The organism is Merdimonas faecis, assembly GCF_001754075.1.
Classification (GTDB): Bacteria; Bacillota; Clostridia; order Lachnospirales; family Lachnospiraceae; genus Merdimonas; species Merdimonas faecis.
The window spans coordinates 1-24,507 of the sequence record NZ_MIEH01000033.1; the positions used below are offsets into that span (position 1 = coordinate 1).

23 protein-coding genes, 2 tRNA genes, 1 rRNA gene, 1 pseudogene and 1 riboswitch are annotated in these 24,507 nt (G+C 49.4%); of the genes and pseudogenes, 3 read left to right on the top strand and 24 right to left on the bottom strand.

The genetic code is table 11. The features are described from left to right. The 14 genes and pseudogenes from BKD12_RS15060 to BKD12_RS15120 all read right to left on the bottom strand — a co-directional run. Nucleotides 1–121 (bottom strand): 16S ribosomal RNA (locus BKD12_RS15060); the annotation flags it as partial. A 391-nt stretch (nt 122–512) separates the two neighbouring features. After that, nucleotides 513–602, bottom strand: a tRNA-Ser gene (locus BKD12_RS15065). Nucleotides 603–637: 35 nt separating this feature from the next. After that, nucleotides 638–723, bottom strand: a tRNA-Ser gene (locus BKD12_RS15070). A gap of 122 nt (nt 724–845) precedes the next feature. Next, the gene (gene ispD, locus BKD12_RS15075; RefSeq protein WP_083262992.1) at nt 846–1,574 is read right to left on the bottom strand and encodes a 2-C-methyl-D-erythritol 4-phosphate cytidylyltransferase; all 729 of its coding nucleotides are present in this window, start codon (nt 1,572–1,574) and stop codon (nt 846–848) included. A 22-nt stretch (nt 1,575–1,596) separates the two neighbouring features. Further along, nucleotides 1,597–2,625: a tRNA (adenosine(37)-N6)-threonylcarbamoyltransferase complex transferase subunit TsaD gene (tsaD, locus tag BKD12_RS15080; protein WP_070090180.1), complete on the bottom strand. Its 1,029-nt coding sequence runs from the start codon at nt 2,623–2,625 to the stop codon at nt 1,597–1,599. Nucleotides 2,626–2,650: 25 nt separating this feature from the next. After that, nucleotides 2,651–3,559 (bottom strand): ribonuclease Z, encoded by a 909-nt coding sequence (locus tag BKD12_RS15085; protein ID WP_070090181.1) that lies wholly within the window; start codon nt 3,557–3,559, stop codon nt 2,651–2,653. A gap of 7 nt (nt 3,560–3,566) precedes the next feature. Continuing rightward, nucleotides 3,567–3,800 (bottom strand): hypothetical protein, encoded by a 234-nt coding sequence (locus tag BKD12_RS15090; protein ID WP_070090182.1) that lies wholly within the window; start codon nt 3,798–3,800, stop codon nt 3,567–3,569. A 106-nt stretch (nt 3,801–3,906) separates the two neighbouring features. Further along, nucleotides 3,907–4,356 carry a ribosomal protein S18-alanine N-acetyltransferase gene (gene rimI / locus BKD12_RS17590; RefSeq protein ID WP_334293020.1) on the bottom strand — a complete coding sequence of 150 codons (450 nt, stop codon included), beginning with the start codon at nt 4,354–4,356 and terminating at the stop codon, nt 3,907–3,909. Then, a pseudogene (locus tag BKD12_RS15095) lies at nt 4,354–5,385 on the bottom strand (threonine aldolase family protein); the annotation flags it as partial. The gene rimI and the pseudogene BKD12_RS15095, both read right to left, overlap by 3 nt. Then, nucleotides 5,366–6,112 (bottom strand): tRNA (adenosine(37)-N6)-threonylcarbamoyltransferase complex dimerization subunit type 1 TsaB, encoded by a 747-nt coding sequence (tsaB, locus tag BKD12_RS15100; protein WP_070090183.1) that lies wholly within the window; start codon nt 6,110–6,112, stop codon nt 5,366–5,368. The pseudogene BKD12_RS15095 and the gene tsaB, both read right to left, overlap by 20 nt. Continuing rightward, the gene (tsaE, locus tag BKD12_RS15105; protein ID WP_070090184.1) at nt 6,100–6,525 is read right to left on the bottom strand and encodes a tRNA (adenosine(37)-N6)-threonylcarbamoyltransferase complex ATPase subunit type 1 TsaE; all 426 of its coding nucleotides are present in this window, start codon (nt 6,523–6,525) and stop codon (nt 6,100–6,102) included. Before tsaE ends, tsaB begins: the two co-directional genes overlap by 13 nt. Nucleotides 6,526–6,536: 11 nt before the next feature. Further along, nucleotides 6,537–7,052, bottom strand: coding sequence for a YcxB family protein (locus BKD12_RS15110; protein WP_070090185.1), 516 nt, complete (start codon nt 7,050–7,052; stop codon nt 6,537–6,539). Nucleotide 7,053: 1 nt separating this feature from the next. Beyond that, nucleotides 7,054–8,703, bottom strand: coding sequence for a phosphotransferase (locus tag BKD12_RS15115; protein WP_070090186.1), 1,650 nt, complete (start codon nt 8,701–8,703; stop codon nt 7,054–7,056). Nucleotides 8,704–8,890: 187 nt separating this feature from the next. Beyond that, complete coding sequence (locus BKD12_RS15120; protein WP_070090187.1) at nt 8,891–9,520, bottom strand: ECF transporter S component; 630 nt, start codon at nt 9,518–9,520, stop codon at nt 8,891–8,893. 132 nt (nt 9,521–9,652) lie between these two features. Further along, nucleotides 9,653–9,780, bottom strand: a riboswitch (FMN riboswitch). A 129-nt stretch (nt 9,781–9,909) separates the two neighbouring features. On the opposite strand from BKD12_RS15120, the gene BKD12_RS15125 reads away from it, so the two are divergent. Beyond that, the gene (locus BKD12_RS15125; protein ID WP_070090188.1) at nt 9,910–11,298 is read left to right on the top strand and encodes a Y-family DNA polymerase; all 1,389 of its coding nucleotides are present in this window, start codon (nt 9,910–9,912) and stop codon (nt 11,296–11,298) included. 38 nt (nt 11,299–11,336) lie between these two features. Continuing rightward, nucleotides 11,337–11,807 carry a YolD-like family protein gene (locus BKD12_RS15130; protein WP_070090189.1) on the top strand — a complete coding sequence of 157 codons (471 nt, stop codon included), beginning with the start codon at nt 11,337–11,339 and terminating at the stop codon, nt 11,805–11,807. Here the strand turns inward: BKD12_RS15130 and BKD12_RS15135 are convergent. The 5 genes from BKD12_RS15135 to BKD12_RS15155 all read right to left on the bottom strand — a co-directional run bounded on the left by BKD12_RS15135 (nt 11,782) and on the right by BKD12_RS15155 (nt 16,127). Further along, nucleotides 11,782–12,423, bottom strand: a complete 642-nt coding sequence (locus tag BKD12_RS15135) for a hypothetical protein (RefSeq protein WP_070090190.1) — start codon at nt 12,421–12,423, stop codon at nt 11,782–11,784. The two genes, BKD12_RS15130 and BKD12_RS15135, sit on opposite strands and share 26 nt — an antisense overlap. Before the next feature lie 262 nt (nt 12,424–12,685). After that, complete coding sequence (locus BKD12_RS15140; RefSeq protein ID WP_070090191.1) at nt 12,686–13,435, bottom strand: TSUP family transporter; 750 nt, start codon at nt 13,433–13,435, stop codon at nt 12,686–12,688. Nucleotides 13,436–13,439: 4 nt separating this feature from the next. Beyond that, nucleotides 13,440–14,765 (bottom strand): amidohydrolase family protein, encoded by a 1,326-nt coding sequence (locus tag BKD12_RS15145; RefSeq protein ID WP_070090192.1) that lies wholly within the window; start codon nt 14,763–14,765, stop codon nt 13,440–13,442. Nucleotides 14,766–14,777: 12 nt separating this feature from the next. After that, a complete protein-coding gene (locus BKD12_RS15150; protein WP_070090193.1) occupies nt 14,778–15,224 on the bottom strand; it encodes a hypothetical protein in 447 nt (148 codons plus the stop codon). After that, nucleotides 15,225–16,127 (bottom strand): DUF3100 domain-containing protein, encoded by a 903-nt coding sequence (locus tag BKD12_RS15155; protein ID WP_070090194.1) that lies wholly within the window; start codon nt 16,125–16,127, stop codon nt 15,225–15,227. A gap of 138 nt (nt 16,128–16,265) precedes the next feature. Between BKD12_RS15155 and BKD12_RS15160 the strand changes: the two genes are divergently transcribed. Next, complete coding sequence (locus BKD12_RS15160; RefSeq protein WP_070090195.1) at nt 16,266–16,946, top strand: Crp/Fnr family transcriptional regulator; 681 nt, start codon at nt 16,266–16,268, stop codon at nt 16,944–16,946. Nucleotides 16,947–16,988: 42 nt separating this feature from the next. Here the strand turns inward: BKD12_RS15160 and BKD12_RS15165 are convergent, their stop codons facing one another. Genes BKD12_RS15165 through BKD12_RS15185 form a run of 5 tightly spaced genes read right to left on the bottom strand, consistent with a single transcriptional unit; the run spans nt 16,989 to nt 24,486 of the window. Continuing rightward, on the bottom strand, nt 16,989–18,215 hold the full coding sequence (locus tag BKD12_RS15165) for a Wadjet anti-phage system protein JetD domain-containing protein (RefSeq protein WP_070090196.1): 1,227 nt from the start codon (nt 18,213–18,215) through the stop codon (nt 16,989–16,991). Continuing rightward, nucleotides 18,202–21,447 carry an ATP-binding protein gene (locus tag BKD12_RS15170; RefSeq protein WP_070090197.1) on the bottom strand — a complete coding sequence of 1,082 codons (3,246 nt, stop codon included), beginning with the start codon at nt 21,445–21,447 and terminating at the stop codon, nt 18,202–18,204. Before BKD12_RS15170 ends, BKD12_RS15165 begins: the two co-directional genes overlap by 14 nt. Then, on the bottom strand, nt 21,416–22,030 hold the full coding sequence (locus BKD12_RS15175) for a DUF4194 domain-containing protein (RefSeq protein ID WP_070090198.1): 615 nt from the start codon (nt 22,028–22,030) through the stop codon (nt 21,416–21,418). Before BKD12_RS15175 ends, BKD12_RS15170 begins: the two co-directional genes overlap by 32 nt. A 1-nt stretch (nt 22,031) precedes the next feature. Next, nucleotides 22,032–23,408 (bottom strand): Wadjet anti-phage system protein JetA family protein, encoded by a 1,377-nt coding sequence (locus BKD12_RS15180; RefSeq protein ID WP_083262991.1) that lies wholly within the window; start codon nt 23,406–23,408, stop codon nt 22,032–22,034. 25 nt (nt 23,409–23,433) lie between these two features. Then, a complete protein-coding gene (locus BKD12_RS15185) occupies nt 23,434–24,486 on the bottom strand; it encodes a Fic family protein (protein WP_070090200.1) in 1,053 nt (350 codons plus the stop codon). Between the last annotated feature and the right edge of the window lie 21 nt (nt 24,487–24,507).

Consider the following 24,507-nt stretch of genomic DNA (forward strand, 5'->3'; position numbering starts at 1 on the left):
CCGCCGCTCAGTCACAAAAATTGTCATTCCGAAGAAATCCAACTTAAGCGCTTCGCTCGACTTGCATGTGTTAGGCACGCCGCCAGCGTTCATCCTGAGCCAGGATCAAACTCTCGTAAAATATAATTCGCTTTGCATCTTCCATGCTTAGCAAATTAATTGTTCCTCAGCTTCGCTGATGGAACTTCCTTTCAGTTTAATCTCGGTTCAGAAAAAACTACTCGCTTTTCCTATCCCGTTACTTACTGTTTTTGGGTCGACATCTCTCGATGTCTTTCTCTGAATTATTCTTCTCAAAAGAATCTTCAGGGTCGTTGTCTATTATTTAGTTATCAAAGTTCTTGGTGTTTTGCTGTCTCTCAACGAGTCAGCTTAGCTATAATAGCACTTCCTGTAGGCTTTTGTCAAGAAGTTTTTTCATAAAAAAAATTGATTTTTTTAAATCAATTTTTCAGCACTACATCTGTGCTACTCACCTTATTTCTCTACTATATATAGAAAACAAGGTTAAGCGGAGAAGGAGGGATTTGAACCCTCGCGCCGCTATTAACGACCTACTCCCTTTCCAGGGGAGCCCCTTCGGCCAGCTTGGGTACTTCTCCAAAATTCTGCTCGAAAAGCAATTCTTTTTCTAAAGCGGAGAGGGTGGGATTCGAACCCACGCGCCCTTGCGGGCAAACGGTTTTCAAGACCGCCTCGTTATGACCACTTCGATACCTCTCCACGTCTTTGGTTCTCGTCTCTTCTCTCAGCGACATGTGATATTGTATCACACAAAAATTTCAGCGTCAACAATTATTTCCCAATATTTTCAATTTTTGCTCCTCTATTCGCCATTATTCCCGCTATCCATCCCGATGCCGCAAAAAAACCTTCGCAATCTCCAGATCCTCCGGCGTCGTAATCTTTATATTCCGATAGGAGCCTTCGTATAGCTTTACAGGTATGTCCATGGTCTGCTCCACTGCCATAGCATCATCTGTCACCTCTATAGAGTCTTCCCGCATCAGCCTGGAATATGCCTCGACGATCAGAGAAGTTTCAAAGACCTGCGGAGTCTGTACCGTCCATACGTGATTCCGGTTTGGCGTCTCCTTCGCAAACCCGTCTTCGTCCGCCAGCTTTACCGTATCCTTGCTTGGCATTCCGGCCACACACGCCCGGTATTTTTCCACGGTTTTATATCCTCGCTGCAGAATTTCCTCATCCACAAACATACGGGCCCCGTCATGGATAAAGGTATAACCCGCCAGCGCCTCCTCGCCGAGAGTTCCGCTGTTTAAAACCTTAAGCCCCATCCAGACAGAATCGTACCGTTCTTTTCCTCCTGGTACAATGGCCTTTACCTTCCCGAAATAATATTTCCGCACGATTTCTTTATATACGTAATCTTCCTGCCCCGGCCCGACTACCAGGATGATATCATCTATCACCTCAGAATCCTCAAAAGCCTGCAGTGTATAGTAAATCAGTGGACGACGGTCCAGTTCAATATACTGCTTCTGTACGGAAGCGCCCATGCGTTTCCCCTGGCCTGCCGCCAGCACGATAGCGGTACAGTGCTTTTTCTCCATCTGTCTGTTTTCCATCTGCCCTCTACCTTTCTCCCAGCTTCAGATTCGGAACCGCATTCAGATCCCAGCCGCTCCTTACGCCGTTCCTATATTCATAGTAAGCCGCCACGCCAATCATTGCCGCATTATCTGTACAATAAACCGGCGACGGATAATAAAATTTCACGCCGCGCTCCTCACAGGCTTCTTTCATTGCCTGACGCAGCGAAGAATTAGAGGCCACGCCCCCCGCAATAGCGAACTGATCTACCTGATACTCTTCTACGGCATGCATCGCATTTGCCACCAGCACATCAGTCACTGCCTTCTGGAAGGAAGCCGCCACGTCCGCCTGGCTGTAGCTTTCTCCCTTCATCTGGCAGCCGTTGATATAATTCAGGACTGCCGATTTCAAACCGCTGAAGCTGAAATCATAAGGGGCATCCTCCACATGCGCCCGCGGAAACGTAATGGCATCCGGATTTCCCTCCTTTGCCACTTTGTCAATCTTCGGTCCGCCCGGGTAGCCCAGTCCGATCGCCCGTGCCACCTTATCAAAAGCTTCCCCCGCAGCGTCATCTCTGGTTTTTCCGATAATATCAAATTTCCCGTAATCCTTTACCCTCACCAGATGGGTATGTCCACCGGACACCACCAGGGAGAAAAACGGTGGTTCCAGGTCTTCATGCTCAATAAAATTGGCCGCAATGTGCCCCTCAATGTGATGTACGCCGATCAGCGGCTTTTTTGCTGCATAGGCAATGGCCTTCGCTTCTGCCACGCCTACCAGCAGGGCTCCTACCAGCCCGGGGCCATAAGTCACGCCAACAGCTGTAATATCCTGCAGCGTCACCCCGGCTTCATCCAATGCCGCCTGGATCACCTGATTTATTTTTTCTATATGCTTCCGGGATGCGATCTCCGGCACTACCCCGCCATACAGCGTATGCAGCGCGATCTGAGAAGAGATTACATTGGAAAGCACCTCTCTTCCGTTTTTTACCACAGCTGCTGCCGTCTCATCGCAGGAGCTTTCAATCGCAAGGATCAAAACATCTTTTTCCTGGCTCATATTTCTTCCTTTCCTTCTCCATCTGTCAATCTTCAAATACAAGCTCTGCCGTGCGCCGGTCCTTTGCGGCAATGGCTCTCGGGAATATCTCCCGCACGTCATCCATGTATTCTTCCGGCCTGGTCAGTGACGGGCTGTAATGTGTCAGCCACAGTTCTCCCACATCTGCTTCCTTTGCCAAACTTGCCGCCTCATAAAACGTCATGTGCTTATATTCCTTCGCCTTTTTCTGCTTATCCTTCTCTCCATACATGCCCTCACAGATAAACAGGTCCGATCCTTTCGCATTGTTCCGGATGGAATCCGTCGGTCTTGTATCTGTACAGTAGGTCAGCTTGATCCCTTTCCTCTGTGGTCCAAGCACCATATCGGGCGTGTAGGTCTGTCCCTCCGCTTCCACGGTTTCTCCCTTTTGCAGCACGCCCCAGTACCGCTGCGGGATCTGCGCCGCCGTCGCGCGCTCCACGTCAAACTTGCCGGCCCGGTCCACCTCCATGGTATAACCGTAGCACAGCACGTTGTGGTTCACCCGAAACGCCTTTAGCCGGTATCCATTCATCTCGAATGTCTGCTCCGGCTCTGTGATCTCTACATATTTAATTGGAAAAGGGAGCTCCGGCGCGATTACCCGCAACGCATTTACCACACGCTCCAGCCCTCTTGGGCCGACCAGCGTCAACGGCTCGGTACGGTCTGCGTTTCCCATCGTTAAAAGAAGCCCCGGCAATCCGCTGATATGGTCGCCGTGGTAATGGGTAAAGCAGATCACGTCGATCGGTTTAAAGCTCCATCCTTTTTCTTTGATGGCGATCTGCGTCCCTTCCCCGCAGTCGATCAAAAGACTGCTGCCGTTATACCGGACCATCAGGGCCGTCAGCCACCGGTAGGGAAGCGGCATCATGCCGCCTGTCCCAAGTAAACATACATCTAACATTCTTTCTTCAATCCTCTATCTGAATCCGGAATCCGGACACCAGTTCATCATAGCAGTCCTCACAGAGATCGAAGTGATCTACCTGATTATCCTTTCTCGAATGAAATCCCCAGCGCTTTTCCACTTCCAGTACATCCTCCTGGGGAACCCCTCCGCGAACCAGTATCTCTTTTCCGCATTTATTACAAATAATTTTCTCAAGCTCCTCTGTCTTTTTCAGCTTTGTACAATATTGGCGCATACCATTCCTCCTGTGAATCCATGTCACTCGTCTTTCGTCTGCTACGCCTACATTATATCCTTGTGGCAGCCGTCTGCCTAGTGGAAACTGCTGTCACCTCTGCCAGCTATCTGCCAAGCTCACGGCTCATCAGCACCGCATCCTCTTTTGGATCCGTATAATATGCTTTTCGCAGGCCGTCCTCGGTAAAGCCTTTATCTTTATAAAAGGAGATTGCATCCAGATTACTCTCCCGCACCTCCAACAGCAGCCTGCCGATTTTCTGCTCTTCACAGATATTTTCCAGCTCCAGCAGCATATGGCCGGCAACCCCCTGCCGCCTCTTCTCCTGTTTCACGGCAATCCGAGCAATCTCGCCTTCGCCTTCCACCAGATATACAATCAGATAGCCGATCAGTTCGCCGTCTTTTCTGGCCGTGATCATAACAGAAGTCTTCTGCTCCCAGGTTTCCGTCAAGGCCTTTTCGCTCCATGCATCCGGAAAGATTTCCGCCTCCATCTGCCCGATCTTTGCTAAATCTTCCATTCCTGCCCGGCCAATCTCCAGGGTATTCATCTCTTCGATATCCCGGATCAGAGCGTCCACCGCTTCTTCCTTAGTCGCCCAGCTGGTGCAGAAACGCACCGCACTGTGCGCCTCATCCACTGCCTCCCAGAATCCGAAAGTATACTGTCCTTTCAACTGTTCCAGCTGTGAATTTGGCAGAATCGGGAACTGTTGATTGGTATAGGAATCATAACGGAGCGGATACCCCTTTTTCAAAAAGGCTGTTTTCAGCTTCATTGCCAGCCGGTCTGCATGATCAGCAACCTGAAAATACAGTCCGTCAGTAAATAAAGTTTCAAACTGGATGCCAAGAAGCCGTCCCTTGGCCAGCATCCCGCCATTCTGCTTGATCAGATAGCGGAAATCCTTTTTCAGCGCAGGGTTTGTGATCACAACAGCCTCTCCAAACAAGGCTCCCACCTTAGTTCCTCCAATATAGAAAACATCAGTATAGGCCGCCACATCCGCAAGCGTCAGATCAGAAGCCGGTGACATCAGACCATATCCCAGCCTTGCCCCGTCCAGGAATAAGGGAAGCTCCAGTTCCCGGCAGGTATCATAAAGAGATTTCAATTCCTCTTTTGTATACAGTGTCCCATTTTCCGTAGGATGGGAAATGTAGACCATTCCCGGCTGCACCACATGTTCGTGATCCGCATCATTCCAGTGATCCTCATACGCTTTCCTCACCTGGCAGGCGCGGATTTTTCCATCATCACTGGGCAGAGCCAGCACCTTGTGTCCGGTGGCTTCTACTGCTCCCGTCTCATGGACATTGATATGTCCCGTACCAGCCGACAGTACTCCCTGATGGGGACGTAAGACCGCACTGATCACCGTGAAATTAGTCTGGGTTCCTCCCACCAGAAAATGCACATCCGCCTCCGGCGCCTGAGCCGCTTTCCTGATCAGCTCCCTTGCATGTTCACAGTAGGGATCCTCTCCGTACCCCACTGTCTGCTCCAGATTTGTCTCTATCAGCTTTTCCAGAATCAAAGGGTGTGCCCCTTCTGCATAATCACATTGAAACCGAATCACGTTCCATCCGCTCCTTTCTCTCTCTTTCCGCCTGGGACATACGCAGGTAATCCGGCTTATGCTCCGCCGCCGTCTCAGTCTTTCCCTGTTGATAATAAAGCAGGGCAAGTGCTCCCACCGACGCTGCCCGCTGGCGGTTCATGTTTGCCGGGGCAAAGGAAATCCTGCATCCCTTCATGAGCCGCTCCTCCAGCACCTCTCTAAATACCGGCACACCATCTCCCAGGAATGTCACTTGTTCTCCGTATTTCTTTAACCTTTCTCCCAGCTCTTCGATACCGACCGCCATCTGATCCTCCAGAACAGTCAGATGTATTCCGTCCTCAAACCGGTAGATTCCTGTATAGACCTGACTCCTTCTGGCATCCATGATCGGGCAGACAATACCGTCCGTGCCGCACAGATTGTAGGCCAGCCCCTCCAGCGTAGGCACCGGGATCAGCGGCTTGTCAAGCGCCAGCCCTAGTCCTTTTGCCGTGGCTGATCCGATCCGAAGCCCGGTAAAGGACCCCGGTCCCGCCGCCACTGCGATGGCATCGATACTGTCCAGCGAAAGCTCTGTCATCTTCACCACCTCATCCAGCATCGGCAGAAGCGTCTGAGAATGGGTCTTTTTATAATTCACCGTATATTCTGCAATCGTCTGTGCATCTTTTCCATCCAAAGCTCCATCCACAACGGCCACACTGGCCACCAGCCCGGAACTTTCAAGTGCTAATATTCGCATATACTGATCCTCCGATAATCAAATCCTTTTTGCAGGTCCTTTTCAATCTTTACTTCCGTATAATGTTCCGGAAGGATCTCTCTGATCAGATCTGCCCATTCGATCAGGCAAACGCCTTCTCCATAAATATAATCCTCATATCCGATCTCTTCCATCTCTTCTACATCTCCGATCCGGTAGACATCAAAATGATAGAAGGGCAGACGCCCTTCCTCATATACCTGCACGATCGTAAATGTGGGGCTGCTGACCGCCTCTTCGATACCAAGGCCCGCCGCCAGTCCTTTGGTAAATACTGTCTTTCCTACCCCTAAGTCCCCCACAAGCGTGTATACCTGGCCCGCCTTTGCCTCGGCGCCCAGCCTCCTGCCAAGCTCGTAAGTTTCTTTTTCCTGATATGTCTCTATTACCATCGTTTTCCTCTCTATTTCTTTACAAATCCCCGCCGGATCTTGACCGCTGACGGAGGCATATGCTTCCTTATCAGTTCCACCACGGCTTCCTTTTGTTCTCCCATCTGATGGACCGGAAGGATCACTGCTCTTTTCTGACCGTCATAAATAATCAGATTTTTCTTTGTAGAAGCAGCCTTCTTAAACATATCCCAAGGCGCTTTCCCGCTGTCATAGGAAGTCGTTGTTTCAATGCCTTCTTCGTCAAATTTGTAGTCCACTTCCACCCCGAGGCGCTTGGAATTTTCCATCTGCTTTGCTACCTTTTTCCGGATAAACACCGGAAACACACCGAGAAGCAGCACCGCAAATACTATAAATAACAGCATCATCAGATAGTCTCCACGCAGGAAAAACGCAATCGTGCATCCCACATTCAGCGCTCCAAGACCCAAAGTCATCATACCTGCCGACCCAGAATAAATATGATAAAACATAAAATCCGTCATGGAATCCACGTCCATTTTCACCTTTATCTCTATCGGCATCTTAGGCCTCCTTCCCCGCAGGGTTCAGTCCCGCATACTGTCTCGCCAGTGTCTGCATTCTGTCAAACTGCTGCTCCATCTCCTCTACCAGTCTAAACTGGGTACGGGCTCTCACCAGATTGTGCTCCGGATAGGCTGTCTTAAAATAGGTATCTCCCTGCAGATAATCTGTCAAAAAACGCATACCACATTCCAGAGTCATCAGTCTGGCTCCCCAAGGAAGACTTTCGATCTCCGCCGGGGTCAGCACTTCCCCTGTCGCCTCCAGATACCCCTTTAGATATGCCTCGTAGAGTTCCATGTCAAAATGTACCAGATCCAGATTTTTCTCATCCTCCGCTCCGGTAGTAGCGCCCGACCGGATGGAATCTCCGAAATCATTGGCCGCAAGCCCCGGCATGATGGTATCCAGATCAATGATGCACAGGCCTTTTCCGGTCTGACTGTCAAACAGAATATTATTCAATTTTGTATCGTTATGGGTCACCCGCAGCGGAAGCTCTCCTGACTCCTGCTGACGCACCAGTACACCACAATCCTCTTTCCTTTCCAGCACAAAGTCAATCTCCGGCTTACAGGTGGAGCTTCTGTCCTTCAGATCTCTATCCACGGCCACTTCAAATGCCTCAAACCTTTTGGCCGTATGATGAAAATCCGGAATTGTCTCTTTTAAACTGGACGCAGGATAATCGATCAGCTGCTTCAGGAAATGCCCGAAGCTGCTGCCCGCCTGGTAAAGCTGCTCCGGATTTTCCGCCATCTGATAGCACTCCGAATCCGGAATGAAATTATAGCAGCGCCAGGGTTCTCCCTCGCTGTCCTCGAAATAGTTTACCCCGCTCTTAGTCTTGATATAAGACAGTGTCTCCCGGTCCGGGTCTCCGCCGTCTTTCCGGATCACGCCCCGCATGTATTCCGTCACTCCGAAAATATTCTCCATGACCCCGGCAGGATCCTTAAATACATTGCTGTTCACCCGCTGCAGTACATAGGCAAGCTCGTCCTCCCCGTCTGCCATCGGCATATACACTGCATAGGTCTCATTAATATGGCCAGCCCCAAAAGGCTTCACATAACTGCATCTGGGACCAAACCCAAAGGCGTAAATCGCATCCTCCAGATTCCGGTCACTGACGCCGTCAATTTTCCGTCTGGTAGAGAATATCACTTCTCCGGCCTCTACCTTCCGCTTGGAGGCGATGGTACAGTTGGACTTCACCACGCTTCCCAGGCCGATATGTGCGCCGCTTGCAATATAGGAATCATGATCCACTACCGCTCCGCTGTTGATCAGTACGCCGTGCTCCACTACCGTATGAGTATTGACTACCGCCCTCTGCAGCACAAAGCTCCCCTGCCCGATCACCGCACTTGGGCTTACCACAGCTGACGGATGGATCAGCGCCGGCACCTGATAACCAGCCTCCATCAGCTTCTCCGTCCAGTACAGACGCATTCCATTATCTCCAAGAGCCGCCACAGCCGCCTCATAGGAGTCAAGAAAATCCCTGTAATCACAGCATTTTCCCACAACAAGCGGATCCTTTACCGCATCATCCAGAAAGGATACCTTCTCATATCCAAGCTGCATGGCTGTCTCCTGGATCATATGTCCAAAACCGCCTGCGCCTAAAATCAATAAACTTTTCATTTGTTTTTCCTCAATTCATATTTCTGATTACAGCCATTATACCAACTGGCGGCAAAAAAAACAACAAAAGAAGACCTAATTGGGGACGGGGGATTTTCAGAAATCCCCCGTCCCCAATTTAACGCTTTAAATTATAAAAGAAGCCGCAGCTTGCGCCACGACTCCTTTTGCATCCGCAACCAGCGGATTAATGATTCATTTTAAAGACCGGACTGATCTTTTTATAGATCAGGAATACGATCAGGGATACCAACACGCCTTTAAGCAGATTAAACGGCGCTACCGCAAACAGTACGAAAGTGGTCAGACTGTCGATGGCTGAATTGACCGCTGTCCCCATCTGCACCAGCCCGTCGATCGGCATGCCAAATGCTACCGCATAGGTCGGCAGAAGGACAAAGGCGTTTAACAGACAGCCTACAGCCGTCATGAATACGGTTCCGGCTGCCATACCGACAATAGCTCCGGTCCGCGTCTTTTTAAACTTATAGATCAGCGCCGCCGGAACCACCAGGGAACATCCGATCAGGAAATTGGCGATTTCTCCTACGCCTGCTGTCGCAGTTCCGTTAATAGCAAAATTTAATAATATCTTTAAAAACTCAATAGCCACTCCCGCTGCCGGTCCCATAGCAAAACAGCCAACCAGCACCGGGACTTCGCTGAAATCAATCTCATAAAACGCCGGAGCGAACGGCAGCGGAACCTCAAACAGCATCAGCACCACCGCAATAGCGGACAGCATGCCCACCTGGGCCATCGTTCTGACTTTACTCCTGGATCCTGCGTTTACACTGTGCATTACTTCTGTACTCATGTTTCTTTCTCTCCTTTTTTGCAAAAATTTGTTTGTCAGAAAGAAAATCTTCCAAGAACTATGCAACGGGCCGGCAAAAAACCCCGATACTAAAAAGTACCGGGGTCATAAAATCTGCTTACTTCCAATCACACAACTCTTCTCTCATCCAGACTGTACTGTCGGTTCCGGAATCTCACCGGATCAGCCAGTGTGAAAAACAACACCGGGTCGCGGACTCTACCGCCGGTTGGGACTTTCACCCGACCCCGAAGAATTTCTTTTTCTATCGTATTTATTATATGCCATTCCATATACTAATGCAAGACTTGTTTTACAATTATTTATCGAACATATGTTTGCTTTTTATGCGATTCTATATTATAATACTACCAACAAGGAGGGATGTTATGAGCACGCCGCATATTTATATCGCCATTGACCTTAAAAGCTTCTACGCTTCCGTAGAATGTGTGGAGCGAGGACTGGATCCTCTGACTACCAACCTGGTGGTAGCCGATCCTTCCCGGACAGACAAAACTATCTGTCTGGCCGTCTCACCCTCCCTGAAAAAATATGGCCTGTCCGGCCGCAGCCGCCTGTTTGAAGTCCGCAAGGTTTTATCTGATATCGAAAAACGTACGGGAAATCCAGTCCCCTATATCATAGCGCCGCCCCGCATGGCTCTCTACATGGAATATTCCGGCCGGATCTATTCCATTTACCTGAAGTACGTCAGCGCTGATGACATCCATGTCTACTCCATCGACGAGTGCTTTCTGGATATCAGCAATTATCTTGCCCTTTATGATACTGACGCCCGTTCCCTGACCAAGGCCATTCTCCAGGATGTACAGAAATCCACCGGCATCACCGGAACTGCCGGGATCGGCACCAACCTTTACCTGTGCAAGATTGCCATGGATATCATGGCGAAACACACGGATCCCGACGAAGACGGTGTCCGCATCGGAAAGCTGGATGAGGAATCCTATAAATACCTGCTCTGGGATCACCGTCCCATCACCGATTTCTGGCGCATGGGACCAGGCACTGCAAAGGCTCTGGAAAAGCGCCAGATCTTTACTATGGGAGACCTGGCCCGGGCTTCGCTCGACCAGGAAGAGTGGCTTTACAAAACCTTCGGGATCGACGCCGAGCTTCTCATTGACCACGCCTGGGGACTGGAACCCTGCACCATGGCCGACATTAAGCACTACCGTCCGGAAACGAATTCCCTTGGCAGCGGCCAGGTACTGCCCTTTGCCTACCCTTATGACAAAGCCCGGATCATTGTCCGGGAGATGACGGAAGAATTAATCCTGAACCTAACCGCCCAGGATCTGGCCACGGACTCTGTCACCCTGTATATCGGCTATGACCGTTCCGGCCTGGACAGCCCCAGGTCTAAGGCTGTTCCGGCGTCCTCGGCCATCCACATTGACCACTATGGCCGCGCCGTTCCCAGGCCCGCTCACGGCACCGCCAGACTGGAAAGTCCCACTTCCAGCGCCAGCCAGATCCTTCCTGCTGTCCTCTTGCTCTTTGACCGGATCGTGGATCCAGGGCTTCCCGTCCGCCGCGTAACAGTCACGGCCAACCGAGTGGTAAGCGATGCCTATACACAGTTTGACCTCTTTTCGGATCCTGCAAAACAGGAAAAAGAAAAAAGGCTCCAGCGAACCATGCTGGAGATCAAGAAAAAATACGGAAAAAATGCAATTCTGAAAGGAACCAGTCTGCAGGAAGGCGCCACCACCATCGAACGCAACGGCCAGATCGGCGGACACCGCGCCTAAGGAAAGGCCGTTTGATACTATAGAAAGAAGGAAAGGATATGAAACCGCTCCGCACAAAAGCCGCCCGGATCTACGGCGACATCATCGAAAAATCCCGCCCGGAAGACGAGGATTCCCGCATTCGCCATCCCCGGATGCCCATCCCGGATCGGGCCAAGATCTTTGCGCCTTTTGCCGCCCTGACCGGCTACGAAAAGGTCATCGATCAAAAATCTGCTGAAGCACTTCTGGTCCCCCGCCCCATCCTGGCCGAAGACAAACTGGAGGCTCTGTCTGTAATGCTGGGACAGCTTCAAAAAGGCCAGACGGTACAGGTGGCCTTTTTCCGGCAGGAAACCACTGGGGAACCCGAGCATACTCCCACAGACTCCCCTTCCTTAGGCGTCTGCTACACACAGATCGGGGCAGTCTCCCGCATCGACACAGACAGCCAGCTGCTCACAATAGAAGGGACGGAAATCCCATTTCAGGATATTCTGGAACTTATTCCTGTCCCTCGGTCGGTTTAATTGCTCCCTTTTCACACGGGTTTCCAAACTCTTCCATAAGCTGCTTTAAGTACTCCGGATCGTTGATCGCCCGTAATATATCCTCTGTACGGTTCTGCTTTTCCAACATTCTATACAAATGATTCAAGGCATCTTGGCCTGTTTCCCGGCCTTCCCTGATTCCCGCTTCCCGGCCTGCCTCCCAGGACTCTTCCCTCTCTTGACGCAAGTGCTTCTCCTGATCATATTCATAGATACTCATATGCTTTGCCTCCGCCCGGTTCTTTCTTAAAAATTCCTCCAGGATTCCCTCTTCGATACACTCATTGATGGCCCGCTCTACCGCATTTTCAATCGACGTCTCTCTTACATATCTCCTTACACGGTCTGTATATTCTGCATACTCCCACAGAATCTGGCAGGCGTCCATAAGCTCTGGATTATGTCCCGCGTTGATGTTCAGCATCTTGGCCTCTAAATCCAGCTTATGCGTTTCTTCCTCTGCCGCATACATATCTGACAACCGAAGAACCTGGCTGTCCGGTCTTTCCTCCTGCCCGTTATAAAAAATGATAAACTGGGGCGGCGGAATCTGTCCCTTATGATACGTTACCTGTTCTTTTCTCTTTCTTGTCATAGGCGCCTCCTTTTTGTTCTATGCAGGAGGCCTCCCAAAAATCTGCTGCCGGCCTTATCTCTTAAATTTCTCAAAAGCATCTGTCCTGGAAACCTCTCTGCAATATTAATTGGGTGACAAAGCATTGAGATTTCTTTTAGATCTTTTTAGAATTTTAAGACACGGCAAATGCCGCAAAAGAAAAACTGCCAGAAATATAATGCTTTGAGTATATACTAGCATATATTTTTCGCAGTTTCCATGTGAAAAGTTTTATTTTTTCCTACCCTGTGATCAGCTTAAAAAGCGCGATGAGAACAGAAAATACCGCAACGCCCTTTTTCAATGGTTCTGGCTTTAAAACCGCCGCATTTTTGCTGCCTGCCCATACGCCAATGCCGTGGCTTACCATCGACACAAAAAGCAGCACCGCCATCTCCTTCGGATCACACTGAAGACTGTAGCCGATGCAGGAAGGGATTGCAATAAATACAGAGTTAAACAGCGCTACCCCCACCGCAGTCTTTACCGGTACGCCAAGGACGACCAGAAGCGGCATCACCAGAATGGGTCCGCCCGCCCCGGAAAGTGCACAGAGAGCTCCTGTTACCGCGCCAAAGACTATGCTAAGGCCCATCGGCAGAGGTTTTCTCTCCTCTGATTTCTTCTCAGCCGGCTCTTTTCGGAGCAGTATGGAAATCCCGGAAGCCAGCACAACCAGATAAAGAATCCTTTTTACAATCGCTTCATCGATCATAAGATTGAGGCGGATCCCCAGTACTGCTCCTATAAGACTTCCGGCACTGATCACAAGAGCAAGCTTAATATCCAGGTTCTTCGCCTTGTAATAATTATAGGCTCCCAGCACGCCGGAGATCAAAAACGCAAAAAAGCTAAGCGCCATGCCCTGCGCCGCCGGCATCCCCAGGAATCCCGAATACAGCATGGGCAGGAGAAATCCGGCGATCCCCGTCAGCCCGATCATTCCTCCCACCAGCAGATTGGCGATGATGATTATGATATACACCGTCATTTCCTTAAGCCATCCTTTCCTGTTCCCGGAAGCGGCACACTTCCTGGTAAATTCTCTGCTCATCCATCGTCAGGATCTCATAGTCTTTCATAAGCACCTTTCCGGCACAGATGGAATCCCTGACATCCCCGGCATTTACACTCTCCAGGATCGTGTTGGCAATCTGTCCGTAGGCCGCAAGATAAATCCTGTTTTTATCCAGTCCGATGATATCCGCCCTGGCCCCCGGCCGTATCGCTCCGTCCAGGCCGGCTCTTCCCCCCAGGCAGACCTGTCCGCCTTCCGTGGCCATTTTCAGGATTGTCTTTGCCGGCATAACAGCAGGCTCCGCAAGCGGCACGCCAAAAGTCAGGTTCATAACAGAACGGAAAATCTTCATCTCATTAAAGAGGCTTAAGCCTCCGTGAGCCGCACCGTCCGTTCCCAGACCGATCACAAGCCCCCGTTTCAAAAGCTCCGGCGTATGCGGAGCCGCTTTCCCGCAGTTGCTGAACGGGCAATGGCAGACCTTCACCTTACGGTCCTTCAGGATCTCTATCTCCTGTTCTGAAAGGAGAAGGCTGTGGGCTCCCAGGAAATGTTCTCCCAGCACGCCCAGACTTTCCAGATACTCATAAGGCCGAAGCTGTTTCCTTTCCATGTAGAAATTAACCTCCCCCGGATACTCGTTCATATGCGCCTGGAGCATGGTCTGTTTTTCCTTCGCCCGCTCCGCCGCCCGAAGGATCAGCTCCTCGGAGCAGGAAATCAGAGACCGCAGAGAATAGTAAACCTTAAGATTTCCAAATCCGTGGAAGCCTTCATAAAGTTCATCGGTCTTCTGGACCGCAGTTCCGGCATCCATGGCGATCGACTCCGGCAATCCTGCCTGATCCATGGTAGAATAGGAAAGCGCCCCTCTAAGCCCGCTCCCTGCATACACTTTTGCCGCTTCCTCCATAAAGTAGCTGCCGGCGTCGATAAATCCGGTGGTCCCGGCATGGATCATCTCCACCGCCGCTGCCTGTGCGCTCAGCCGCATTTTCTCCGGCGTCAGCGTACTCTCATAAGGCAGCATGATCCGGGTCCAGATCATAGGCATCTCGTCCAACACCCGTCCCCGCAGAAGCTGCTGCCCAGTATGCATATGGCTGTCCACCAGTCCCGGCATATAGATGCAGCCGCTTCCATCCAACTCTTCCTTCCACTGATAACGCTCTTCCAATTCCGCAGCCGTGCCGACCGCTTCAATTTTCCCACCACTGATCAGGATACTTTTCCCCTCTGTCAGTTCAAACGTTTCATCCAGATAATCACTGTTTCTGATCAAAAGATCTGCTTGATGTTTCATTTGCTTCTCCTTTTAAATAGCATTGGTCAAAGATAGCACAACCTGTGCAATTGCAGCAGATCCCAGGAAGGTTCCGGTCATGACCAGCACGCCTACGATAATCATTTTCCAGCCCTGTTTTACAAAGGACTTAATCTGATCTCCGATGGAAACGCCCGCATAAGCGCCTACCAGCGTCAGCGGCGCCGTAAAGTTAATGCCGTTTGCCGCAGCAATCACAAACTCCCTGGCCGGGCAGATCGGACTGGCTGCCAAAAGTCCGATGATAGAGCAGTATGCCACGATCGGCAGTTTCAAAGGCAGTATTTTACTCACTACTACCGCTGCCGCCGAAATCCCCAGCAGCACCAGGATCCCCGGCAGAGAATCCATAAATCCCACATCAAATCCGATAAAATTCGCAAGGGCAATGCCAAGCCCTGAAATCACCAGTAAAATTCCCCACTCTGCGTACCGCATCTACTGTACCTTCCTTTCTTCTGTCTCATCCGCTTCCATATTTTCCTGCTTCTTCCGGCTTTCCAGCACTTCACTCGGCTCTCGTCTGAGCTTTGCGATCGGCGGCTCCAAAAGCTGATACAGCTTCTTCGTCAATGGGATCCCAACAAAGATCGCCACATAAATCCCCGTAATACCGGAAATGGTCTCGCTGGTGCTGGCAAGGGCCGACAGTTCCGCCGCCATATCCGGATAGATCAGCGCCAGACTCGCCGTCGCACTGGCCATCAGGATGCCCGCTCCCACCCCGGAGGCCATACCAAGGGCATAGGGATGGAACAGGTTCAGAGAGGCTACGATGGTGGTAAGGAAGCTAAAGAAAATCGTTCCCACCATACCGCCTACCACGTAAATAGAAAGGCTTCCCCTTGTCTCCGGCGAATCCGGGCCAAACATGTCTGTGATCAGCGCCAGGTTGGACTCCCGGTTGATAGAATGGGTCGCGCCGATGGCTTCTCTCTTTAATCCCAGGAGAAGAGCAAACGGCATGGCCAGAAAGATCGTCCCCAGATTTCCGATTTCCTGCAGGATCAGCGCCGGTCCCGCAGACAAGATCACTTCAATGCTCGCTCCTGCATTGATGCCAAGCTTTGCAATAAACGGGCAGATCGCTACGATCACCAGTTTCGACGCCGCTTTGACCTCCTTTTTATTAAATATTTTCAGAACCTCCGGCCCCGAAAGCACTCCCATGATCAGGGAATAAAAAATAGGGAACAAAATCAGCGTTCCCGGTCCCAGCGGCACCTGGATCTGTCCGATGGAATCCGCGATCACGATAAATACAAAAGCCAGGATGAAAATCTTATACTCTGCTTTCAGCCTGGCCATCGTGGATGGATAAACATAGGTTTCCTTTTTCATCTCTCTTCTCCTTCGTCTTCTCATTCGTTTTTTCGTGATTTGTCACATACCAGCGCATTATATAAAAACAGACACAGGAAAAAAAGGACAAATGAGCTATTTTTGTTGTATACTGTAAAAAAGAGGGGGAAATCTGCTATGACATTATCTGAACTGCTTATCAAGGTGCCGGAACTGGAAAATTATCTCCGCTATATGCCGGAAGAACTGAAAACCCGTTGTACCATCAAGACCTATCCGCCAAAGACGATCATTCATCAAAAAGACGCCGAGCTTAATTACTTCGGAATCGTCTGCGAAGGTTATCACCGGGTTATCAATGAATTTGAAAATGGAAATGTATTTATGATCGAAAGAAATGATCCTATAGATTTCGTGGGCGAGGTGGCGATCCTTGCCGGGAAGCCGCGCACCTCCGTCACGATTGAGACAACGACGGACTGCACCGTCCTGTATTTTTCCAGAAAAGATTTTGAAGACTGGATTGAAAAAGATATTCACTTCCTGCGCCTGGTCTCCCAGAAAGTGGCATATAAGCTGTACCGTTCCTCCTACAACCGGGGCAACCGGCTGTTCTATCCGCCCCAGCACCTGCTTCTTCTCTACTTTCTCCAGTACATCGAGGAGTATCATTCCTGCGTCATCCGCCGGACCAGGGAGGAGATTCACGAGGAGACAGGCATCTCCGTAAAGACTTTAAACCGTACCATTAGGAAGCTGAAGGAAAGCGGTATGGTGGGGATCACCAAGGGGAAGGTGACCATGGACGAGGTCCAGCAGAAAATGGCAAGAGAATATGTGCAGGAGGGGAGAGAGTAGGCGGGCTGAGGAAATGCGGAGACAAACGCTAAAGAATTCTTCTTACCGGATACATTCCTGTTCCAATTTTATTCCCCATTCCATCATAAGCTGCAGCGTTTCCAGATACGGGGCTCCCTCGCTTCCCGCCTGTTCCATTAACCTTTTCAGTCTCCTTTTGTCATTTTCCGTCAGCGGTCTGGAAAACTCCCGGTACATGCTTAATTCTTCCAAGCCCATGTGATAGGGCAGAAATGGAATCCCTGTTTTCCGGCACAGATCTTTATAAATTTCAAATCCTCCCACGTCAATATCTCCAAAATGGAGATACTGGATTTCCGGCATCTCCCGGTATATTTTCTCCAGAAGAGTTCTTCTCACCCGGTTATGATATCCGCCCAGATAGATAATCAAAGCGTCTTTTTCCTCCCATCGGAAGAACGTGGTCAGATTTTCAATGGTGATCACCTTTTTCGTCCATTCCGTCCCGGAGATCCGGATGTCTGACAAGTCCTCCCCCGAAATGCCGATTCCCTGCCTCACAGCCGAAAGTTTCAGACAGGCATTTTCATCGTTTCCAAAATCCACTACGCCCTCGCCTTTCAGATATATGTAGTTCGGCGTATGGTAGATTCCGTACTCCGCCAGAATGTCTTCCGTCTCCATTCCTTTGAACTCTTCGGAAAATGTCCGGAAAATCTTTCCCAGCTTTCCTTCTAATTTTTCCAGAGCTTTGCTGTCCGCAAACTCACGGATGGAAAATTCCCTCTGATAGCTTTCCTTCTCATTTTCTTCTATTGCTGTCACTGCCTGCAAAAGACGTTCCGTATCCTCTGGACATGCAAGATCAATAAACTCCTTCACCGGCCGGTTCTTTAAAAGCCGCTCCTCCAGCCATGCAAGGAAACATTCTGCTACGGGCGTACTGCATGTTTCCCTGGCAGACCGGATGATTTCCAGCTGTTCGCAGATAAGCCCGGACAATGGCTTTCGTCTCAGATACTGATAAATCTCCGGCACTTTCTGCACATCTAAAATCAGACGTTCAATGATATGCCCTTCTTTTCCGGATTTCCAGGCAATCTCAAGCCAGCCCTTCTCTTCCATTTCATGCGCCCAGGCATGAATGCTTTCATAAGAAAGAGAGCTTTCGTCAAAATATTCCGGCAGTGATGACTTTGTAAACCGAAAACTGATATGCACCGCCACCTTGTTGTCGCCGCGAAAGAGGCTGCTTTTTTCATATGAGTCCAGAAGAACGTTCAGGATCCTGGTTTCAAAACGCACCATTATAATACTCCTCCACATAGCTTACCTTTTCATCCGTCATCACCAGCAGAGTTTCCTCCATGGCAGGGCTGATGTACTGGATCTTATCCGGCGGCGCCGCAATAATGATCTGCAGCGTAAGGCGCCGCAGAAACTCCAGTACTCCGCCGATTCTCTCGTCATCCATATTGTTAAACGCCTCATCAAACATAACCAGGCCGGCCGCCTCTCCTCCGATATTATTTCCATACAGCTGCACAAAAGATGCCGCTACCGTCACATAAAACGGCGTCTGCGTCTCTCCTCCACTCTTTTCCTCACACACCTTCGAATAGAGAGAATAGCTGCCGTCCATATGCAGAATCCTGATATCATAATCCATATATGTCCGGTAATCTGTAAATTCTTCCAATGTCCTGACATTATTATCATTGTCAATGGCCAGACGGTCAAAGAGTTCTTCGATCACTTCCTTGTGCGTCTCATGGAAAATACCGCTGAAAATGGATTCTCCCTGGATCATATTGAAATCATCCATGATCATTTCATAATATCTGCGGTGGCGGCGGCTGGGCATATAGAGGAACTCATACCTCTCATTGCTGAAAGTGATGTCTTTCAGCGCTTTATTCAGCTCCTTAAATTCATTTTGCGCCTGCTTCATGTTCTCCTGAAGCTTTGCCAGAAACTGCTCCCGGAACTCATCTTCGGCAGCTTTTCGGGCTGACTGTACCTTGTCTTCATATTCCAGCACTTCGGATGTCCTAAGCCTCTCATAAACAGCTTCAAACTCCGGATAGCCCTGCATATTCGGCGCCGCTCCAAAGTTGTATTCGGTTTTATACTCGATCATAACATCCTGCATCTGCTGCTGCACTTTATCAAGCAGTGTCAGATTCTTCTTCTGCTGTCTCTCAAAATTATCCCGGAACTGAACATAAGACTTCTGCTCCGTCTGTTTGTCATACTCTTTCTGCCAGTGAGGATATTCCTTCCCTGCACCTGCCACGATTTCCGCAAGCTCAGCGCTCTGTCTTGCTTTCAGATCTCTTTGCTCCTGGATCTCCCGGTCCTTCCCCTCGATCTTTTCCTGGATCTGTCCCAAGGCTTTCTGATATTTTCCTGCTCTTATCTCCAGCTCCGCCCGGATCTTTGTCAACGCCTCCAGCTGTACCTGCTTCTGGATCAATGTAGAATTCTGGTTCAATGTCTTAATGTTGTCCCGGCACTGCTTTACCGCCGCCCGGACCTTGAACAGACGTCCGATCACATCCAGCCGGTAACGGATGTCTGTCTCGTCCTCAATCGAGAGAAATCCAGTCACCCGTTCCAGGTTTTCCAGCCGCCCTTCCAGCTCCCCTACCAGACTTTCCAGTTCCTTCCTTTCTGTTTTCGCCTGCTCCAGCTGCACCTTAAATGCATTCTGCCCGATAAAGGGCACACGGAATATCTCCGGACGGATAGCGCTTGCCACCCGGTTTTGATATTTCATACACTCTCTGGTAATAGACACCGGATATTTCTTCAGATCCTCATAGCGACTGCACATCTGTACCTTTCCAAGAACCATATTGACAAAACGTCTGGCATAAGGATTCTTTGATGTAACCACCGATGCCAGCGTTCCTTCCGTGGCTTTGTCATACTGTTCCAGCCCGCGGGCATTGATAAGCCCCACGCCGTATGCCTTTTTCTCGCGGCGCAGCCTGTCATAGGTACCAAGAGCGATATCAAAGTTCTCCGGCTCCACCAGGAGATAAAACCGCTGGGTATTCAGATATCCTTCCACCGCATTGCGCCAGCTCTCGTCTGTAATCTCCAACGCTTCGCATAAGACCCTGGCCTCTGCCTCTCTGCCGATCCGCGCAAACTCCTCCAGGACAGCTTCCCGCAGCCGTTCCACGGATTCAGGATAAGAAAGTTTCTTTTTCTCCAGATTGCCGATCTTATGTTCCAGACCCTTAAGCTCCTCCCTGCGCCGGGCCAGATGAATCTGTACCTCAGCAGCCTTACGCCGGATCTTCTCATACATTTCTTTCTTATACTGTATCACCTGTTCCAGGATTTCTCTCGCTTCGGCGGTACTCTCCAATGTGTCTATCCGCCCAAACACATCCCGATACCTGGCTATACAGCCGTCCACATCCTTGATTTCCAGCAGTTTCTCTGCCTTCTTAAGCGATCTTTTCACGCTGGCAAGGAGCTTGCGTTTCTCTTCCAGGAGCACCTTTTCCTCTTCTTTTAATCTCTCCAGCTCCTTTTCCTGCTCCTCCAGCGCCAGAAACTCCCGGTTCTGTTTCAATTCCACACGCAGATTCGTCTCGATTTCCTGCTGCTGTTCTTTTTCCTGAACAACCGCTTCCAGATCCTTCTCCGTCTCTTTTTTCCGGTATTCTTCCGCCCGTTTCTCTGCTTTCAGCCGCTCTGTCTCCTCTCCGGCAATGTCCACAGCAGCCCTTGCGAGGAAATACGTGTACATCTGGTCCTTCTGTATATTGTCTGCCGCCTCATCATGAAGCTTTTCAATCTGCTCCAATTTCTGCATCCTGCGCCTTACAGACTCAAGGGTTCGCTCCAGATCCTGATAAGTGCGCACATTTTCCCGCAGGACATCAATATTTACCTCTTTTTCATCCAGAACATAGGAATACACAAAATCTTTGATATCATCGATCGGCTTAAAAGCAAGCGCTTTGGGTATCAGGCTGAAAAACTTGTCCTCAATCCTTCCAAGCCTTGACTGAACCACTTTTCTTGCTTCTGTCTGAGTCTTCATCCACTGCCGGATCCTCTTGTCGTTATGCGAACGGAATTCTGCAATAGATCTGGGCGTCTGATCCTTCTTAAAAAACATGTCATCTGAGAGCATACTGCCGTCGATCAGATATCTGCCAGTGGTCTCCTGCCCTTCTGATGCAGAATCCACCACTGCTCCCAGGATAAAGTATTTCTGCCGGCTCTCTTCATAAAACTCCAACGCCACATGGGCGCTCACTTCTCCCGTTCTTTCATACGGACGGCTCTCTTTTCCTGTCTTACATCGGATATAACCTGTCAGCTTCCGCTTCCCGTTTTCATGGGCCGCCTTATTAAAAGAACCGGTGGAACAGAGCACCACAAACTGGATCGCATCCAAAAGCGTCGTCTTCCCCGCCCCGTTTTCTCCGGAAAGCAGCGTCGCCGATCCGAAATCTATCATACAGTTTTCAAACCTGTGCCAGTTAATCAGCTTCATTCTCGTCAGCTTCTTCATCCGTCTGCCTTCCCTTTCTGTATATCTCTACTTTCCCATATGCCTTCTTAATATCGTCAATCTGTACTGCCATCAGGATAGAATCATAAATCAATATCCTGCTCTCTTCATTTGCCAGATCCCTGTCAAGGATCTCGATCAGCTGAAATCTGCGGAACACACTGAGCGCATTGCGCATAGTCGTCTTATCGATCATTTTATCCCGGATCTGCAGGCTTAGATACTTATCCTGGATATCTCCCAGGTTTACGATCACTTCATCGCTGATAGAAAGCTCCCTCTTTTTTTCATCATACAGGATCCTTAAGATCAGGAGAATGATCGATTCATACAGCTTCAGATTCATACGGTTATAATTATAGGCATTCACCAGCTGTATCACGCCCAGTTCCTCATTCACTTCCAGCCGGTATCCCAGCACATCCAGGTACGTCTTAAATTCATTTTTATATTTCAGCACGAAATAATAATCTGACTTACTCGTCTCATTTGCCCTGCATAAAAAGCAGGCGGATAAAAGTCTGTTGCTGATCCGCCGGAAATCCTCTTTTTCCCTCTGCAGCATTTTATCAAACAGTTCCATCTCATTTCCTCCTGATTCTGAAATCCCGGAACCTGTATCCCCTGACCTCAATCATCTCTTCCGGCTCCACATAATATTTCAGCTTCTTTCTCTGCCCATAGAGCCTGACATAGATAATCTTCACAAAGTCCTCCGCCGAAGCAAGCGGAAGCTGCGACGCCATCATCTGCGGGCGGTCTTGCAGCTGATCCAGCACATAATTTTCTATTTTCTCCTTGCTTAAAACGCGCTGCATCTTCTCCATCATCTTCCGCAGCTTCTCCTGCCGGGCTTCCAGATCCACCTCATGATTCTCAAGTTTTTGCGGAACAAACTCTCTTTTTCCTTCCGTAGGCGAATAGAATGACCGTTCATCCAGAAAGCTTACGGAATACAGACGGATCAGATCTTCCAGGAAACCAATCTCATAGATACCGCCCAGCGCCATCTTATCTTCATTGATCCTTTCATTCACAGCCAGAAGTATTTCTTTCAGCTGTCCCCTCACATCTTCGTTACCGGAAAGCAGAAACTTCGCCCGGTTGATGGCCGCCCGCTGATACTGTGTATTCTTCTGGTTGATTTCATTTAAGATGTCGTCCATATTCCGGAAGGCCTCTATGATCTCATGCAGATACCGATATACCGTATCCTGTGCCTTTTCCAGCGAAATCTCCTGGAGCTGCGCCAGTTCCCCTGATGCCTTCTCTATGTAAGACCGGCTCCTGCTCCTGCTTTCCAGCCGCTCGATAATCTCCGGCCGGAACTTGGACACATTATCCGAAGTCAGAAGCCTGTGGTAGGCTTTATCTACAATATTTGTGATATAATCATTAAACAGCGCATCCATAATCTCCGCCACTGTGCGGTGCCTCGTCAGCTCGTCAATATAATGCTTGATATTGGAATTCAGATTTTTAAGTCCCGTGATCAAAAGATCCGTATTCTCCAGGATCTGCAAAAGCACGACTCCCGGATGATCCGTATTTGCCCTGACGAGGCTGTAAATTGTATAGATATAGCCCTGGTATTCTACTTTCCTCCCGTCCGCGATCTCAAGGAGCGTCTTGATCAGACGCACTGCATAATCCATAAAATTCACTCTCTGGACATAGCTTTTATCTGTCTCGATCTCAATCCAGCCATAAAACTCCAGTTTCCTTAAGATTCCGTTAGCCTTGCCTCTGCTGTCCGCCTCCGCAAACTCTTCATCCACCACATCCGCAGCAGCAGACTGTTCAAAATAGTACTGCAGTTCATCTACAAGCACTTCTCTTTCCACACCAAAAGAAAGCTGATGCTCCATCACGGAAAACAGCCTGCAGATACAATCCCAATATACGATTCGGTTCGGTGAAGAAAGGGGAACGAAAAAGTTCCCCGGAAGAATATGAAACATTGAGCGCCCCTTCCTTATACGAATTTCACTCTGCATCACTCCTGGTGTAATAGGTTGAACGGCCGGAACCATGTTTTACCAATACTCCCCTGTCAACCAGCTGTTTGATAGAATTTTCCACAGAAGTCTTTCCGATAGTCGGACAGAGTTCCATGATATCACGCTTAGTAAATTTTCCGATTTTGCCATACACAGCACGCCTTACGACCTCTACTGCCGGGAGCTTTTCACTAACAAGATCTACTCTGTCCTCAAAGTCTCGGTATGCTGCAAGGATCGTTCGCAGTAGATACTTAATGAACGGTGCAGGATCTTCCTGGTTCTCATACCAGCCACGCTGACAGGCTTCCAACGCATCGTAATACAGATTTTTATTTTTAGCAATCTTACTCTCCAGCGAGATATATTTGCCGATCACATAACCGCTTTTATATAAAAGTAAAGTTGTGAGCAACCGGCTCATCCTCCCATTCCCATCGTTGAATGGATGGATGCAAAGGAAGTCATGAATAAAAACAGGGGTCAGGAGAAGGGCATCAATTTCCTGAGTATCAATCACACGATTGTAACTCTCGCATATCGCATCAACCGCAGGCGGAGTCTCATATGGGGTTACCGGAGTAAAGAGAACAAATTCATTTCCCTCTGAGTCTGTTGCACTAATATAATTTTGTGTATTCTTAAAGTGACCACCGATCCCCTTCTCCGAATACCGAAACAGGTCACGGTGGAGCTGCAAAATATAATTCGCCCGGATCGGGATATATTCATAGTTCTCATGGATCGTGTTTAAAACGTCACGGTATCCCATAATTTCTTCCTCATCCCTGTTCCGAGGCGCAGTTTTATCCGCCACCAGTTGTTTCAGCCGTGTATTAGTAGTCCGGATGCCCTCAATCTCATTAGATGCCTCGGTACTCTGGATCTTTGCAATCTCTACCAGCCTATCTAGTTCTTCTGGTTTTTGCTTAAGATACAGTTCCTGTCTGCCCTTGTATTCGTGGATTTGGGCGACAAGCCCTAAGATCTCGTTATCCCATGTCTTGTTCTTCAGAGCAGAATAATCAAACGACCTCATTTTCTCCTATCCTTTCTTCTT